Annotated in this window: 15 protein-coding genes; 8 read left to right on the plus strand and 7 right to left on the minus strand. The window is 72.0% G+C overall.

Annotated elements, in window-relative coordinates; genetic code table 11:
• Window positions 1-141 precede the first annotated feature (141 nt).
• Entirely contained in the window at window positions 142-1,548 is a 1,407-nt protein-coding gene (gene murC, locus ABZY12_RS16300; protein ID WP_356890655.1) for a UDP-N-acetylmuramate--L-alanine ligase, read from the plus strand.
• 10 nt (window positions 1,549-1,558) lie between these two features.
• Complete coding sequence (gene msrB, locus ABZY12_RS16305) at window positions 1,559-1,966, plus strand: peptide-methionine (R)-S-oxide reductase MsrB (protein ID WP_356890657.1); 408 nt, start codon at window positions 1,559-1,561, stop codon at window positions 1,964-1,966.
• Between the two features lie 280 nt (window positions 1,967-2,246).
• On the opposite strand, the gene ABZY12_RS16310 is transcribed toward msrB, so the two are convergent.
• Window positions 2,247-2,915: a hypothetical protein gene (locus ABZY12_RS16310; protein WP_356890659.1), complete on the minus strand. Its 669-nt coding sequence runs from the start codon at window positions 2,913-2,915 to the stop codon at window positions 2,247-2,249.
• Window positions 2,912-3,196 carry a hypothetical protein gene (locus ABZY12_RS16315; RefSeq protein ID WP_356890661.1) on the minus strand — a complete coding sequence of 95 codons (285 nt, stop codon included), beginning with the start codon at window positions 3,194-3,196 and terminating at the stop codon, window positions 2,912-2,914. Before ABZY12_RS16315 ends, ABZY12_RS16310 begins: the two co-directional genes overlap by 4 nt.
• 281 nt (window positions 3,197-3,477) lie before the next feature.
• On the opposite strand from ABZY12_RS16315, the gene ABZY12_RS16320 reads away from it, so the two are divergent.
• Window positions 3,478-4,800, plus strand: coding sequence for a TerD family protein (locus ABZY12_RS16320; protein WP_356890663.1), 1,323 nt, complete (start codon window positions 3,478-3,480; stop codon window positions 4,798-4,800).
• Window positions 4,801-4,848: 48 nt separating this feature from the next.
• Here ABZY12_RS16320 and ABZY12_RS16325 read toward each other — a convergent pair whose 3' ends face one another.
• On the minus strand, window positions 4,849-5,094 hold the full coding sequence (locus ABZY12_RS16325) for a DUF397 domain-containing protein (protein WP_356890665.1): 246 nt from the start codon (window positions 5,092-5,094) through the stop codon (window positions 4,849-4,851).
• Window positions 5,091-5,924 carry a helix-turn-helix transcriptional regulator gene (locus ABZY12_RS16330; protein ID WP_356890667.1) on the minus strand — a complete coding sequence of 278 codons (834 nt, stop codon included), beginning with the start codon at window positions 5,922-5,924 and terminating at the stop codon, window positions 5,091-5,093. The genes ABZY12_RS16325 and ABZY12_RS16330 overlap by 4 nt, the downstream gene beginning before the upstream one ends.
• A 145-nt stretch (window positions 5,925-6,069) precedes the next feature.
• Between ABZY12_RS16330 and ABZY12_RS16335 the strand changes: the two genes are divergently transcribed.
• Together ABZY12_RS16335 and ABZY12_RS16340 are read left to right on the plus strand one after the other, a co-directional pair.
• On the plus strand, window positions 6,070-6,531 hold the full coding sequence (locus tag ABZY12_RS16335; protein ID WP_356890669.1) for an ATP-binding protein: 462 nt from the start codon (window positions 6,070-6,072) through the stop codon (window positions 6,529-6,531).
• A 52-nt stretch (window positions 6,532-6,583) separates the two neighbouring features.
• On the plus strand, window positions 6,584-7,210 hold the full coding sequence (locus tag ABZY12_RS16340; RefSeq protein ID WP_356890671.1) for a nucleoside/nucleotide kinase family protein: 627 nt from the start codon (window positions 6,584-6,586) through the stop codon (window positions 7,208-7,210).
• On the opposite strand, the gene ABZY12_RS16345 is transcribed toward ABZY12_RS16340, so the two are convergent.
• On the minus strand, window positions 7,207-7,929 hold the full coding sequence (locus tag ABZY12_RS16345) for a hypothetical protein (protein WP_356890673.1): 723 nt from the start codon (window positions 7,927-7,929) through the stop codon (window positions 7,207-7,209). The two genes, ABZY12_RS16340 and ABZY12_RS16345, sit on opposite strands and share 4 nt — an antisense overlap.
• Window positions 7,930-8,006: 77 nt before the next feature.
• Here ABZY12_RS16345 and ABZY12_RS16350 point away from each other — a divergent pair, with 77 nt between their 5' ends.
• The 3 genes from ABZY12_RS16350 (at window position 8,007) to ABZY12_RS16360 (ending at window position 11,113) form a co-directional block, all read left to right on the plus strand.
• The gene (locus ABZY12_RS16350) at window positions 8,007-8,879 is read left to right on the plus strand and encodes a LysR family transcriptional regulator (RefSeq protein WP_356890675.1); all 873 of its coding nucleotides are present in this window, start codon (window positions 8,007-8,009) and stop codon (window positions 8,877-8,879) included.
• Between the two features lie 72 nt (window positions 8,880-8,951).
• On the plus strand, window positions 8,952-9,923 hold the full coding sequence (locus ABZY12_RS16355; protein ID WP_356890677.1) for a hypothetical protein: 972 nt from the start codon (window positions 8,952-8,954) through the stop codon (window positions 9,921-9,923).
• Window positions 9,924-9,979: 56 nt separating this feature from the next.
• The gene (locus tag ABZY12_RS16360) at window positions 9,980-11,113 is read left to right on the plus strand and encodes an aminopeptidase P family protein (RefSeq protein ID WP_356890679.1); all 1,134 of its coding nucleotides are present in this window, start codon (window positions 9,980-9,982) and stop codon (window positions 11,111-11,113) included.
• A 73-nt stretch (window positions 11,114-11,186) separates the two neighbouring features.
• Here ABZY12_RS16360 and treZ read toward each other — a convergent pair whose 3' ends face one another.
• Both treZ and ABZY12_RS16370 read right to left on the minus strand, forming a co-directional pair.
• A complete protein-coding gene (gene treZ, locus ABZY12_RS16365) occupies window positions 11,187-12,938 on the minus strand; it encodes a malto-oligosyltrehalose trehalohydrolase (protein ID WP_356890681.1) in 1,752 nt (583 codons plus the stop codon).
• Between the two features lie 51 nt (window positions 12,939-12,989).
• Window positions 12,990-13,988, minus strand: a complete 999-nt coding sequence (locus ABZY12_RS16370) for a GNAT family N-acetyltransferase (RefSeq protein WP_356890683.1) — start codon at window positions 13,986-13,988, stop codon at window positions 12,990-12,992.
• Between the last annotated feature and the right edge of the window lie 109 nt (window positions 13,989-14,097).

Consider the following 14,097-nt stretch of genomic DNA (forward strand, 5'->3'; position numbering starts at 1 on the left):
GTCTGCTCCACCCTGATCGCGGTCGCGGGCCTGATCGGCGTACGGAAGTACGTCCCCGACGTCCCGGCGACGCCCGGGGCGGCCCACGCGAACCACTAGGCTGGGCACCTCCTGTACGCCGCACTCCGGGGAGAGATCCGCATGGCATCCGCCATCCCTGCCGCCGCCGTCCCTGCCACCATGGAGCGGCCGCACTTCATCGGCATCGGCGGTGCCGGAATGTCGGGCATCGCGAAGATCCTCGCCCAGCGCGGCGCGAAGGTCGCCGGCAGCGACGCCAAGGAGTCCGCGACCGCCGAGGCGCTGCGCGCGCTGGGCGTCACGGTCCACATCGGGCACGCCGCGGCCCACCTCTCCGACGACGCCTCCGCCGTCGTCGTCTCCAGCGCCATCCGCGCCGACAACCCCGAGCTGGTCCGCGCAGCCGAGCTCGGCATCCCCGTCGTCCACCGCTCCGACGCCCTCGCCTCCCTCATGGACGGCCTGCGCGCGATCGCGGTCGCCGGTACGCACGGCAAGACCACGACCACCTCGATGCTGGCCGTCGCCCTGACCGAGCTGGGCCTGGACCCCTCGTACGCCATCGGCGGCGACCTCGCGGGCCCCGGCACCAACGCGCGCCACGGCGCGGGCGGGGTCTTCGTCGCCGAGGCCGACGAGAGCGACCGCAGCTTCCAGAAGTACGACCCCGAGGTCGCGATCGTCCTCAACGTCGAGCTGGACCACCATGCGAACTACGCGTCGATGGACGAGATCTACGAGTCCTTCGAGGCCTTCGTCGCCAAGGTCCGCCCCGGCGGCACGCTGGTCGTCGGTGAGCACTCCGGCGCCCGCGAGCTGGCCGCCCGTGTCGCCGACCGCGAGGGCCTGCACGTGGTCACCGTCGGCGAGTCCGAGGGCTCCGACGTGTGGATCCGGAAGATCGTTCCGAACGGCATGACCAGCGAGGTCACCGTCGTCATGGACGGCGTCGAGTACGTCTTCACGGTCTCCGTCCCCGGCCGCCACTACGCCCACAACGCCGCCGCGGCCCTCGCCGCCGGCGCCCGCGTGGGCATCGACCCCGCGGAGCTGGCCCAGGCCCTCACCGCGTACACCGGCGTCGGCCGCCGCCTCCAGCTCAAGGGCGAAGCCGCGGGCGTGCAGGTCATCGACTCGTACGCGCACCACCCCACCGAGATGACCGCCGACCTGGAGGCCATGCGCGGCGCCGCCGGGGGCTCGCGCCTGCTGGTGGTCTTCCAGCCGCACCTCTTCTCCCGCACCCAGGAGCTGGGCAAGGAGATGGGCGACGCCCTGGCCCTCGCCGACGCCTCGGTCGTCCTCGACATCTACCCGGCCCGCGAGGACCCGATCCCCGGCATCACGAGCGACCTGATCATCACGGCGGCCCGCGCGGCCGGCGCCGATGTGACGGCCGTCCACGACAAGGGAGCCGTCCCGGACGTGATCGCGGGAATGGCCAAGCCCGGTGATCTCGTTCTGACCATGGGCGCGGGAGACGTCACGGACCTGGGCCCGCGGATCCTGGACCACCTGTCGAGCTGAGGAGCGAGTGATGTCGTACGACGTCGAGAAGCCGGACGAGCAGTGGCGTGCGGAGCTGACCCCGGCCGAGTACCAGGTACTGCGCCAGGCCGGCACGGAGCCGGCCTTCCGGGGGGAGTACACCGACACCACGACCAAGGGCGTCTACTCCTGCCGGGCGTGCGGCGCGGAGCTCTTCACCTCGACGGAGAAGTTCGAGTCCCACTGCGGCTGGCCGTCCTTCTACGACCCCAAGGACTCCGACGCCGTCGAACTGATCGAGGACCGGTCCCACGGCATGGTCCGCACCGAGGTCCGCTGCGCCCGCTGCGGCTCGCACCTCGGCCACGTCTTCGAGGGCGAGGGCTACCCGACCCCGACGGACCAGCGGTACTGCATCAACTCGATCTCGCTGCGCCTGACGCCCGCATCGGAGTAGCGACCGACCGGCCGCCGACCGGCTGTGCCCAGGCGTACTCGCGCAGCCGGTGCTCGGCGACGGCGACGGCCCACGGCCGGGTCCGCCGGCAGTGCCGGAGATAGGCCTCCAAGGGCCTCCTCGTCGTCGGCGGTGCGCCCGAGGTGAGCACGGACGACCTGGTCCAGCCAGCGGTGGATCACCTGCTCGTTACGGGTGACGACCCGCTGGGTGGCCCACTGCGCGGTCTCCCGGTCGGGGTAGGTCGCGGCACGGTTCTGACGGACGGCGGGCATGGCGGTCATGAGTGCTCTCGCCGCATGTGGTCGTTGACGGTGTCGATGATGACGCGCAGACCGTCACGGGTGGCCCACGAGAGACGGTCACGGAGCCCGTCGGCACCGGGGAAGAGGACGAGCGCCCGCTGAGCCTCGGTGGCATAGCCGGCGGCGGGTTCCCCGCAGTACGGGTCCTCGTTCACCAGCCGCTCGCGGACGCTGTCCGCCAGCGGACCGCCCTCGTCCATGAGGATCGCGTCGAGGCCGAACAGATAAGGAAAGACCCGACAGAATTCCCAGCCGGCCATCGGCAGTTCCGCGTATTCGCGTACGCCCTCCCGGTCCAGAATGCGCACCATTTCGGCGAGCGTGCGAAGGTAGTCGACCGGATTCATGTCACCGGCCGCGCGTGCGGCCTTCTCCCGGAACTCGGGGGGAAATCCGTCGAGCGAGCCGAGTCGCTCCACGGAGTCGGCGGCGAAGTCCAGGGCTCCGGAGGCCGCGTAGACGGAGCAGTTCCAGTCGGCCACCCAGTCGCCGCGGACCAGACGGATGTAACGCCGGAGCTCATCGTCGAGCGAGGTCTCGCCTCCCGACTCCTGAGCCGAAACGGCGAGGTCGAGGAGGCGGGGCACCGGGCCGTCCGAGAACAGCGACACCGGGGTTGCCTGCACGTCACGTACCTCTCTCATGGTTTCAAGCCCCTCGTGCGGCATGGCAGTGAGCACGATGAAGGGGGGTCCAGATCTTCCTTGTAGATCAACCGCACCTGGACAGCGTTCCTGCCCCCGGCATTGGCATTCATGCCGTCAGCAGCGTAGTCGTCGCGCGTCACACCGCGGCCGACGGTCTCCCCGGGGAATTGCAGGTAGAGCGGGGGCTGAATCTCCGACTTGTTCGGGTCGAAATTCGGAGGCTGGGGGTTGGCGTCCTTCTGTTTGACGCCCTGGATCCACTTCTCGATACGTTCCACGTTGTCGACGTCGTTGAGAACCGCCTGGGCGTACCGCTGCCCCGATTCCAGCTCCGTGAAGGTCGAAGCGCTGGGTGCGCCCGACTCTCCGCATGGCCTGCTCAAGGACGACCAGGATCTCCCGGATGCGTACCGCGTCCTCGGCCGCGGCACGGTGAAGGGCGCGATACGCCTTCCCCGTCTCGCCCTTCCAGCCGTCTTCGATCCGGTCGACGATGCCCGGCCTTGTCCCGGGGCCTCAACGGCTGCAAGATCCATGGGTGGTCGAGCGTGGAGGGGACATGATCAAGGGAGGCAACGCCTTCGTTCCGACGGTGCCGTTGCGGATCGCGGTGCGGGGCGGGGTGGACGTCACGGCGTTGCTGCTGACGGAGGCGGGCCGGGTCCGGGGGGACGGGGACATCGTGTTCCATGGCGCTCCGGTTCATCCCTCGGGCGCCGTACGGCTGCTCGGGGACGAGAACGGCACCGGGTGGCTGGAGACCGGCCTCACCGCGGTCGAGGCGGACATCGCCCGCGTGCTGGTGGTCGGTTCGACGGAGAGCGGCGCGATGCGGGATGCGCACGGGCTGTCGGTGGAGGCGTTCGCGCCGGACGGTACGTCGGTCGCGCGGTACGACGTGACGGAGGCCGGCGGGGAGACGGCGATGGTCCTGGCGGAGTTGTACCGGCGGGCGGGAGGGTGGAAGTTCCGCGCGGTGGGCCAGGGTTACGTGAACGGCCTCGCCGGCCTGGCGACGGACCACGGTGTGGACGTGTCGGAGGAGGCATCGGTTCCGCCTCATGCTCCGGTCCAGGGCCCGGCCCCGGTGCCGGTCCAGGCCCCGGCCTTCGCCCCGCCACCTGCCTTCGCCCCGCCACCTGCCTTCGCACCGCCGCCCGCGCCGGAGTCGAGCGTGCCGGAGCCGAACGTGCCGCAGGGGAACGTGCCTTGGACGTTCGGTGCCGTCTTCGAGCCGTACAAGCAGACCGGCCGGGACAATGAGGTCATCACCGTGGACGGGCTCCCGCCGGGGCCGGTCATCGTCGATCTCTCGATCCGGGGCGACGGGTACACCGGCCTCTGGCTCCTCACCCGGTTCAACAAGGAGGGCGACAACCTCGTCAACAGCACCGAGGAGGACTTCCAGGGCCGGGTGCTGACCGTTATCCCCGAGAACGGCCGCCTGCGGCTGAAGTTGAGCGCCGAGGGCCCCTGGCAGCTCCAGGTGTTGCCGCTGGCCGCGGCGACGCTCCTGACGGAGGACCAGGTGGAGAGCCGCGGCCCCGACGTCCTGCTGCACACCGGGGGAGTCGCCGACCTCGCCCTCCACTACAAAGGCGATGACAACCTCATCGTCCACCTCTATGAGCTGGCGGGCCACGACGATCCCACGACCCTGCCCACGTACGACAATGTCGTCAACGAGATCGGCAGGCGACGGGAGACCGTACCGCTGCCCGAGGGCCCGCTCGTCGTCCAGATGGAGATGGCGGACGGCCCCTGGCGGGCCAGGCTGAAGGGGGTACAGCCCCACAGCGCGCCGCAGAACGCGGGCGGTGACCTGGCCAAAGTGACGGACATCCGCAGGGGCCAGGGCAAGACGTGGTGGGGCAGGCGCTGACCGTCCGACTGCCGCTCCCGCCGTGACGAACGGCGGGAGCGAGGCAGGTCAGGCGTGGGTCGTGTAGGCCACGAAGTCGTCCCAGGCGGTGGGCGTGAGGGCGAGCTGGGGGCCCTCGGTGCGCTTGGAGTCGCGGACGTGGACCGTGGTGGGGCAGGTGGCGACCTCGACGCAGTCACCGTCGCCGCTGCTGCTGTAGCTGGACTTGTGCCAGGAGAGGGCGACTTCGACGCAGTCGCCGCTACCGCCGCTGCTGTAGCTGCTCTTGAACCAGGCCAGTTCTGTGGTGCTCATACCGCTCCTCGCATCTGCCGCAACAGGCTCCGGGAGTCTTCCAGCGTAAGAGCCTGTGAGCGCATCCTGGCATACCGTGTCTGGAGGATGCTGACGACTTTGCTGTCGGCGATGAACTGGCCGCTCTCCTGTCCCTCGCAGTAGGCGAACCACCTGTTGTCTGGGGTCTCCAGGAGCTGCATGGGTCCGTCGAGGCCCGCGTGGTGGCCCCGTGCCTTCGGCATGATCTGGATCTCGATGTTGCGGTGGGCGTCGAGCTCCAGGATGTGGTCGATCTGCTCCCGCATGACCTCTACGCCGCCCGTCGGGCGTTCCAGCACATGCTGCTCCACGATGAAGCTGTACGCCGTGTTCGGCCGCTCCGTCAGCAGCCGTTTCCGTTCGAGCCTGGCCGCCAGCTGCGCCTCGATCTGGTCGTCCCCGAGCGGCGGGCGCTGCTCCCTGAACAGTTCCCGCGCGTACGCCTCCGTCTGCAGCAGCCCCGGCACCAGCCGGTTCTCGTACGTGTAGAGGTTCAGCGCGTCCAGCTCCAGCCGCGCCCAGTGGCGGAACCAGCTCGCGATGCCCGGCTGCCGGGAGACGTGCTTCGCCGCCGCCCGGATCACCCCGAACGCGTCGAGCGCCTCCTCCGCCCGGTCCACGAAGTCCGCCGGCGGGAACCGCCGGCCCTGTTCGATCGAGGCCACCGTCGGTACCGAGTACCGCACCAGTGGGGCGAAGTCCTCCTGCGTGATGCGGGCCCGTTTGCGGAAGGTCTTGACCACCTCTCCGAACGTCTTCAAGCTGTCCGACGTCTCCGGCTTTCCGCCGCCCGGAATCCCGTCCGTCATCCCGTACACCTCCCGTGCCCCGCTCCCCAACCCGCCCATGGTCACGGCCCGTTACGGATACTGTCCACCCTCCGAACCCGTACGCTCACCCAGCGTACGGGTTGCTGACCTGGCAACCCGCCCGAAGCGGCGCCACATTGGGCGCATGACGTCCCCCCTGACCCGGGAAGAACCCGTCACCGTACGTGTGTTCACCCAGCGCCTCAGCTCCACTCCGCGCGGCGCCCGACTCGCCCGGCACCTCGCGCTGCACCAGCTCGACCGCTGGGGCGTTCCCCACGGCACGACCGCCTCCGACACCGCCGCGCTGCTCGTCGCCGAACTCGCCGCCAACGCCGTCACGCACGGCCGCGTGCCCGGGCGCGACTTCGAGCTGACGCTCTCGTACACGCCCGGGACGCTTCTCCGGGTCGATGTCGCCGACACCCGCACCGAGTGCCGTCCGCCGGGGCCCGGCGCGCCCGTCGTGGCCCGGCCCCTCGACGACTCGGGGCGCGGGCTGCTGATCGTCGAAGCGCTGGCCTCGCGCTGGGCGGTGCTCGATCGCGTACCCGTCGGGAAGACCGTACGGGCGGAGCTGGACCTTCGGGCGCCGGTGGCCGACTGAGCGGGTCCCGGCGGTTGTCGTACAAGCGGCGACCGGTGGGAAGATGCCCCGCATGGACGCCCAGCAGCTCGCCGAGCTCATCGACCGCGCACGGCGGCTCGCCGTACCCGGGCGGCGGCGGATCCTGGGCATCGCGGGCGCGCCCGGGGCCGGGAAGTCCACGCTGGCCGCGCGGCTCGTCGGCCGGCTCGACGGACTCGCCGTGCTCGTGCCGATGGACGGGTTCCATCTCGCCCAGAGGGAGCTCGACCGGCTGGGCCGCGCCGCGCGGAAGGGGGCACCGGACACGTTCGACGCCGCCGGATACGTGGCCCTTCTCGCCCGCCTGAGAGCCGCCGAGCCCGGCACGATCGTCTACGCCCCCGCCTTCGACCGGGCCCTGGAAGAGCCCGTCGCCGGGGCGATACCGGTCGCCCCCGACGTACCGCTCGTCGTCACGGAGGGGAACTATCTGCTGCACGACGAAGGGGCGTGGGCCTCCGTCCTGCCGCTCCTCGACGAGGCGTGGTTCCTGGACCTGGACGACCGGCGGCGGGTGCCCCGGCTCGTCGAGCGCCATGTCCGTTTCGGGAAGGACCGGGACCACGCCGAGCGCTGGGTCCGTGACTCCGACGAGGCCAACGCCCGGCTCGTGGCCCGGGGCCGTGACCGCGCCCACCTCGTCGTACGGATGACTTAACGCGCCTTTTCCGTCGCCGCCCGCGCCAGTGCCCGCACGATCGCGTGGGGGCGCGTCCCGTCGCCGGCCAGCTCCGGCTGGAAGAGCGTGGCCATGAAGAACGGGTGCCCGGGCAGCTCGGCGATCCGGACCTGCCCGTCCTCGTCCTCGCCCGTGAACCGAAGGCCGTGCGCCCGCAGCGCCTCCAGATGGCGGCCGTCCGGGCCGTAGGCGCAGTGGTACCGCTCCGTCGTCCGTTCGGCGCCGAGCACCGACTCGGCCAGCGAGCCCGGCGTCACCCGCACCGCCCCTTCGTGCCCGACCAGCGAACAGGCCAGCGGGGCGATCAGCAGATCGTCCGCGTCGGCGCCCGGGTCGTTCTCCGCGTGGGCGAGCCGGGTCAGACCGCAGACGTGCCGGGCGAATTCGAGAAGCGCGTGCTGGAAGCCGGCGCAGGTGCCGAGGAACGGGATCCCGTCCTCCCGCGCGGTGCGGATCGCCGCCAGCGCGCCCGCCTCGCTCGCGTACGGGCTCCCCGGCAGCACCCACACCGCGTCGAAACCCTTCACGGCGCCGGGCGCCGTCGCGTCTTCGGTCGGGACCCAGTACGCGTCGAGAACCAGGCCGTCGCGCTCCGCCAGCGCGTCGAGCAGCGCGGGGACACGGACATGGGACATCACATGAGGGGAACGGTCGCCGACCAGGGCGACCCGAGCGGTCCTGGACTTGGTCTTCGTCATGCCGGCCATGCTGGGCGGCCCGGGCCGTTCACGTCCAACGATGATTCCTGCACCCTCCATCGTGAACACTGATGACCATGGACCCGCACCTCCTGCGTACGTACGTCACCGTCGCCCGGCTCGCCTCCTTCTCGGAGGCCGCCCGCGCGCTGGGCTACACCCAGTCCGCCGTCTCCCAGCACATCGCCGCTCTGGAGAACGACCTCGGCGTGCCGCTCCTCGGCCGCCGCCCCGTCGTCCCCACCCCGGCCGGCGAGCGGCTCCTCGAACACGCCGGGTCCCTGCTCCTGCGGATCGAGGCCGCCCGCGCCGACCTCACGCGGTTCACCGAGGCACCCCGCAAGGAGCTGACCCTCGCCGCCTCCCCGCTCGCCCTGCGTCCGCGTACCCTCGCCGCCCTGCCCGCCACGGGCGTCACCGTGCGGGTCCTGCCCCGAGACACCGTCCCGGCCGCCGTCGCCACCGGTGAGGCCGATCTCGGCCTTGTCGACGGACTCGCCGCCCCCAGCGACCCGTTGCGGCTCCCCGACGTCGCCCCGCTCACCGCCGTGCGCGTGAGCGAGGAGCCGCTCGCCGTCCTCCTGCCCGACGGCCACCCGCTGGCCCGGCGCGACGGGCTGCGCCTCGCCGACCTCGCCGACGCCCGCTGGCTCGACGCCCCCGACTCCGGCTTCCCTCTCGACCGGCTGCGCGCCGCGCACGGCGGACCCGCCGGCCAGGGCTTCCGTACGGCGCTGCGCCACGAGGGAACCGACGTCCGCACCCTCACCGGCCTCGCCGCCGCCGGGCACGGCCTGACCCTGCTGCCCGCCTCCGCCGCCCACGGGATCCCCGGGGCCGTCGCCGTCCCCCTGACCAGCCCCCGGCTCGTCCACCGGACCGAGCTCCTCCACACCCGCACCGAACCGGACGGCCCGGCGGCCGAGTTGGCCCGCAGGCTGCCCGCCTGATCCAGAAGAGAGGCCCTAGGCTGGACCGGACGGCAACCGACCGGGCGGCAACGGCAACGGAAGGCGGCGCACGTGGGTTTGTTCCGGCGAGGACCCAGGCGGGACGGCGACGACGCCCCCAGGGACCCCGAGTTCTCGTACTTCTCCGAGCGCGAGGCCGCCCTCTTCCGCGGCCAGGTCCGCGAGGCGTTCGCGGAGCTCGGACTCGAAGTCACCCTCTACGCGGACCTGGTGAGCGACGACAGCGGCCGGCAGTTCGGGCTCGGCAACCTGGCGGCCGTCTGCCACAACGACCGGCGCGGGCCGCGCGCGTGGCCGGAGATCGTCCGCCGCCACGTCCGCCTCGTCCTGCGCACCATGGACGGCCCCTCCGCGCTCGACACCCTCCCGCCGGAGCAGATCCGCGCCCAGCTCTACCCCCGGGTGATCAGCGGCGACGGCATCGACCCGGGGACCTTCGGCTACGCCAGGACCGTCGCGCCGGGACTGTACGAGGTCCTCGCCCTCGACCTGCCCGAGAGCGTCATGATGCTCACCGACGAGGCCCTGGAACCGCTCGGCGACCTGCAGCACCTGCGCGACCGGGCGATGGGCAATCTGCGCGGACTTCCCGTCGAGGGGCACGAGACGGTACGGGACGCCGACGGCATGTGCTTCGAGGTGCTCCTCGGCGACTCCTTCTACACCGCGAGCCGCGTCCTCGACCTGGACGCAGTCGTCCAGCGCGTCACCGGCCGGCCGCTGACCGAGCACGGCGCCCTCGTCGCGATGCCGTTCCGGCACCAGCTCGCCTTCCACCCGATCCGCGACACCACGATCGTCGCCGCCCTCGGTGCGATGGCCTCCTTCGCCGCCTCCGGGTACGAGGACACCCCCGGCGCCATCAGCCCGTACGTCTTCTGGTGGCGCGGCGGCACGCTCACCCAGCTCAGTGAACGGGACGGGGACTCCGGTGACCTGCGCATCGTCGTCGGCGACGACTTCCAGGAGCTGCTCGAACAGCTCATCACCCAAGGCCCCGCCCCGGGCCCGGACAAGAGCTGAACGGTCGCGTCCGGTCGAAGCGCCGGGCAGGATGCTGTACGTCGAGGAGGAGCCCCATGCCCGTCACCACGCAGCCCGCCCCCTTCACCGCCGACGACTACCGCGCCCGGATGACTCGCGCCGCCGACGCGGCGGCCGACGCCGGACTCGCCGGCGTCCTCGTCGCCCCGGGACCGGACATGGTCCATCTGACCGGCTACCGGCCGACCGCGAGCACCGAACGGCTCACCGTCCTCGTCCTGGCCGCCGGTCGGGACCCCGTGCTCGTGGTGCCGACCCTGGAAGCGCCGGATGCCGCCAAGGCCCCGGGCGCCCCCGCGCTGACCCTCCGGGACTGGACCGACGGCAAGGACCCGTACGCCGTCACCGCGCCCCTCCTGGACGCCGAAGGCCGCTTCGCGGTCAGCGACAACGCCTGGGCCATGCACCTGCTCGGTCTCCAGCGGGCGCTGCCCTCCACCTCGTACATCGCGCTCACCGAAGCGCTGCCGATGCTGCGGGCCGTCAAGGACGCCCGTGAACTGGAGCGGATCGCGGCCGCCGGCGCCGCCGCCGACCAGGCGTACGAAGAGATCCTCACGGTCCGCTTCGCCGGGCGCCGCGAGACCGACGTGGCCGCCGACCTGGCCGCGCTGCTGCTGCGGTTCGGCCACTCCCAGGTCGACTTCACCGTCGTCGGCTCCGGGCCCAACGGTGCCGACCCGCACCACGAGGCGGGGGAGCGGGTCATCGAGCGCGGCGACATGGTGGTCCTCGACTTCGGCGGCCTCAAGCACGGGTACGGCTCCGACACCACCCGTACCGTCCACGTCGGCGAACCGACCGCCGAGGAGCGGCGCGTCCACGACCTCGTCCGCGAGGCGCAGCAGGCCGGCTTCGAGGCCGTCCGGCCGGGCGTGGCCTGCCAGGAGGTGGACCGCGCGGCCCGCAAGGTGATCGCGGACGCGGGCTACGGCGCGTACTTCATCCACCGCACCGGCCACGGCATCGGCGTGACCACCCACGAGCCGCCGTACATGATCGAGGGCGAGGAGCGGCCGATCCTTCCCGGCATGTGCTTCTCCATCGAGCCGGGCGTCTATCTCCCGGGCCGCTTCGGCGTCCGTATCGAGGACATCGTGACGGCCACGGAGGAGGGCTCGGGGCGGCGTTTCAACAACACCTCGCGGGAGATGGCCATCGTGGAATAGTGCCCCCGCACCGACCGCCTTCGTGGCAGGGGTCGGCGCGGCGGCCGTAGATCAGCGTCCCGAGCCGGGCGGCTCAGCCGTCGCTGAGGATCACCGCGGACTCCGCCGGCAGCCGCAGCGCCCCGTCCCGGCCCGGCGCCTCGACCGGCTCCCAGGCCGCGACGACCCGGTCCCGGCCGTTCGACCCCAGGGGGATCTCCGCCGTCTCCTTGCCCAGGTTGACCGCGACGCGCAGCACCCCGCGACGGAACGCCAGCCAGCGGGCCTCCTCGTCGAAGGCCACCCGGACCGCCGCCAGGTCCGGGTCGGTGAGGTCGGGCAGGGTGCGGCGGAGCGCGATCAGCTCGCGGTGCCAGGCGAGGATCCGGTTGTGCGGGGACCGTTCGCGCTCCGAGCGGTCCAGGACCGACCGGTCCCGGGTCGCCGGGTCCTGCGGGTCCGGAATGTCTTCCTCCGCCCAGCCGTGTTCCGCGAACTCCCGCCGCCGCCCGCGGCGTACCGCCTCGGCGAGCTCCGGGTCGGTGTGATCGGTGAAGTACTGCCAGGGAGTGCTCGCGCCCCACTCCTCGCCCATGAAGAGCATCGGCACCGAGGGGCCGGTGAGGACCAGCGTCGCCGCACAGGCCAGCAGCCCGGGGGAGAGGGTCGCCGAGAGCCGGTCGCCGGTCGCCCGGTTGCCGATCTGGTCATGGGTCTGGGCGTAGCCGAGGAAGCGCTGCGCGGGCGTGCGGGCCCGGTCCACCTGCCGCCCGTGGCAGCGGCCCCGGAAACTCGAGTACGTACCGTCGTGGAAGAACACGTGGGTGAGGGTCTTGGCGAGCGCGGCCAGCGGCGCGCGCGCGAAGTCGGCGTAGTAGCCCTGCGACTCCCCGGTCAGCGCCGTGTGCAGGGCGTGGTGGAAGTCGTCGTTCCACTGGGCGTGGAGGCCGATGCCGCCCATGGTGCGCGGCGTGGTGGTGCGCGGATCGGCGAGATCCGACTCGGCGATCAGGAAGTGCTGGCGGCCCTGCTCCCGCGCCAGCTCGTCCACGGCCTCCGACAACTCCTCCAGGAACGTCAGCGCCCGGGTGTCCGTCAGGGCGTGTACGGCGTCGAGGCGGAGCCCGTCGATCCGGTAGTCCCGCAGCCAGGCCAGCGCGCTGCCGAGCAGATACGCGCGGACCTCGTCCGAGCCCGGCGCGTCCAGGTTCACGGCGGCGCCCCACGGCGTGTGGTGGGTGTCGGTGAAGTACGGGCCGAAGGAGGGCAGATGGTTGCCCGACGGGCCGAGATGGTTGTGGACCACGTCCAGGACCACACCCATCCCGAGCCCGTGCGCCGTGTCGACGAAGCGCTTGAGCGCCGTCGGCCCGCCGTACGGCTCGTGCACCGCCCACGGGGAGACACCGTCGTACCCCCAGCCCCACTTCCCCGGGAAGGGACACAGCGGCATCAGCTCCACATGGGTGATGCCGAGCCCCGCCAGCTCCCCGAGCCGCTCCGACGCCGCGTCCAGCGTTCCGTCGCGGGTGAAGGTCCCGACGTGCAGTTCGTACAGGACTCCGGCGCGCAGCCGCAGGCGCGGGGGTTCGTTGAACCAGACGAACGCGTCGTGGTCGACGACAGCGCTGAGGCCGTCCGGTCCGTCGGGCTGGCGGCGGGAGCGCGGGTCGGGCAGCACCGGCCCGCCGTCGAGGGAGTAGCCGTAGCGGTCGCCGTCGGCGGCCGGCGCCACGCCGGTCCACCAGCCGGCCCGCTCGGCATCCCGCTCCAGCGGGTGCTCGGCGCCGTTCAGCTCCAGCGTCACCCGGTCACGAGCCTGTGGAGCCCACACCTCGAACAGCACTGGCCGATCCCCTCGTCGACGGACCAACGACTACCGGGACCATCCTGGCAGTCAGGAGTCGGTGCTGCCCGGCGCGTCCCATACGAAGTTGATCGCCCGCTCGAAGGTGACGTAACCCGCCCGGGCGAACGCGTTCGCCATCGGGACGTTGGCGAGGTCCGTCGCCGCACGGATCCGCGGCACGTTCTCACCGGCGAGGATGCGGGTGCCCTCGCCCAGGATGTCGTCGATGTAGCCCTTGCCGCGGTGGGCGGGGAGCACACCGATGTAGGCGATGGTGTGGTGGTAGTTGTTCCGCGCCGGGATCACGAAGCCGACCGGCTCACCGGTCTCCGGGAGCTGGGCGACCTGCCACCACTCGCGGGGCGAGGCGTAGTGCGGGAACTCCTCGTCGTAGTGCTTCTCCGCCGCCTCCCGGGCCGAGAGACCGGACGCCAGATCGGCCTGTCCGTGCGCGTCGAGCGTGCCCTCCATCACCGGGGTCATCAGCGCCACGAGGTCCTCACGGTCCTTCACCGGACGGAACTCCAGGCGTCCCCTCGGCTCCGGTACGGCGGTGCCGGCCCGCCACTCCAGACGCAGCCGCTCGACCAGCGGCCGGGCTCCGGCGCGCTCCAGGACGCCGAACAGCGTGTCGAGCCGGGCGCGGGTCTCGGGGATCTCGTGCCAGTCGGGCGGCAGGAACCGGCCGTACTCGGGGCGCGGCGCGCCCGCCGGCACGACGGCCGCGGTCGCCGTCTCGAGCAGGCGCAGGCCGATGTCGGAGCGCTCCTCGACGGGCAGCTCCGGATCGAGGTCGAAGAAGTCGAGGGCGAGCGGCTCGCCGCCCTCCTTGTTGGTCCACCAGGCGATCCTGGCCAGGACCCGGTCGCCGCGCAGGGCCACCCACATCCAGTCGGGTATGCGGCGGCCGGTGGCGAGGTCGTCCTGGAGTTCGTGGTCGAGGACGTAGCTGAGACGGCGGAACAGCTCCAGCTCCTCCGGTCCGGAGAGCGGGCGGACGGTCACGCCGTCGGTCGGGTGAGAGGTCGTGCGAGAAGACGCGGTCACGTCTGGTTTCCCCCTGGGAGTCGAGTGGCCAGACCGTAACAGCGATCTCGGTGGGGGCGGTACGGCTTTGTGGCCGGGCCCCGTTCTGGACACCTCGGGGCCCTCGGCC

The sequence above is a fragment of the Streptomyces sp. NPDC006551 genome, from assembly GCF_040611675.1.
Taxonomy (GTDB): Bacteria; Actinomycetota; Actinomycetes; order Streptomycetales; family Streptomycetaceae; genus Streptomyces.

Excerpts from the sequence above, each read along its gene's own strand:
- ABZY12_RS16335 (WP_356890669.1), top strand. The coding sequence starts at position 6,070 with ATGACGTCCCCCCTGACCCGGGAAGAACCCGTCACCGTACGTGTGTTC.
- ABZY12_RS16330 (WP_356890667.1), bottom strand. The coding sequence starts at position 5,924 with ATGACGGACGGGATTCCGGGCGGCGGAAAGCCGGAGACGTCGGACAGC.
- ABZY12_RS16310 (WP_356890659.1), bottom strand. The coding sequence starts at position 2,915 with ATGAGAGAGGTACGTGACGTGCAGGCAACCCCGGTGTCGCTGTTCTCG.
- ABZY12_RS16320 (WP_356890663.1), top strand. The coding sequence starts at position 3,478 with ATGATCAAGGGAGGCAACGCCTTCGTTCCGACGGTGCCGTTGCGGATC.
- ABZY12_RS16350 (WP_356890675.1), top strand. The coding sequence starts at position 8,007 with ATGGACCCGCACCTCCTGCGTACGTACGTCACCGTCGCCCGGCTCGCC.
- ABZY12_RS16340 (WP_356890671.1), top strand. The coding sequence starts at position 6,584 with ATGGACGCCCAGCAGCTCGCCGAGCTCATCGACCGCGCACGGCGGCTC.
- murC (WP_356890655.1), top strand. The coding sequence starts at position 142 with ATGGCATCCGCCATCCCTGCCGCCGCCGTCCCTGCCACCATGGAGCGG.
- ABZY12_RS16345 (WP_356890673.1), bottom strand. The coding sequence starts at position 7,929 with ATGACGAAGACCAAGTCCAGGACCGCTCGGGTCGCCCTGGTCGGCGAC.
- ABZY12_RS16325 (WP_356890665.1), bottom strand. The coding sequence starts at position 5,094 with ATGAGCACCACAGAACTGGCCTGGTTCAAGAGCAGCTACAGCAGCGGC.
- msrB (WP_356890657.1), top strand. The coding sequence starts at position 1,559 with ATGTCGTACGACGTCGAGAAGCCGGACGAGCAGTGGCGTGCGGAGCTG.
- ABZY12_RS16360 (WP_356890679.1), top strand. The coding sequence starts at position 9,980 with ATGCCCGTCACCACGCAGCCCGCCCCCTTCACCGCCGACGACTACCGC.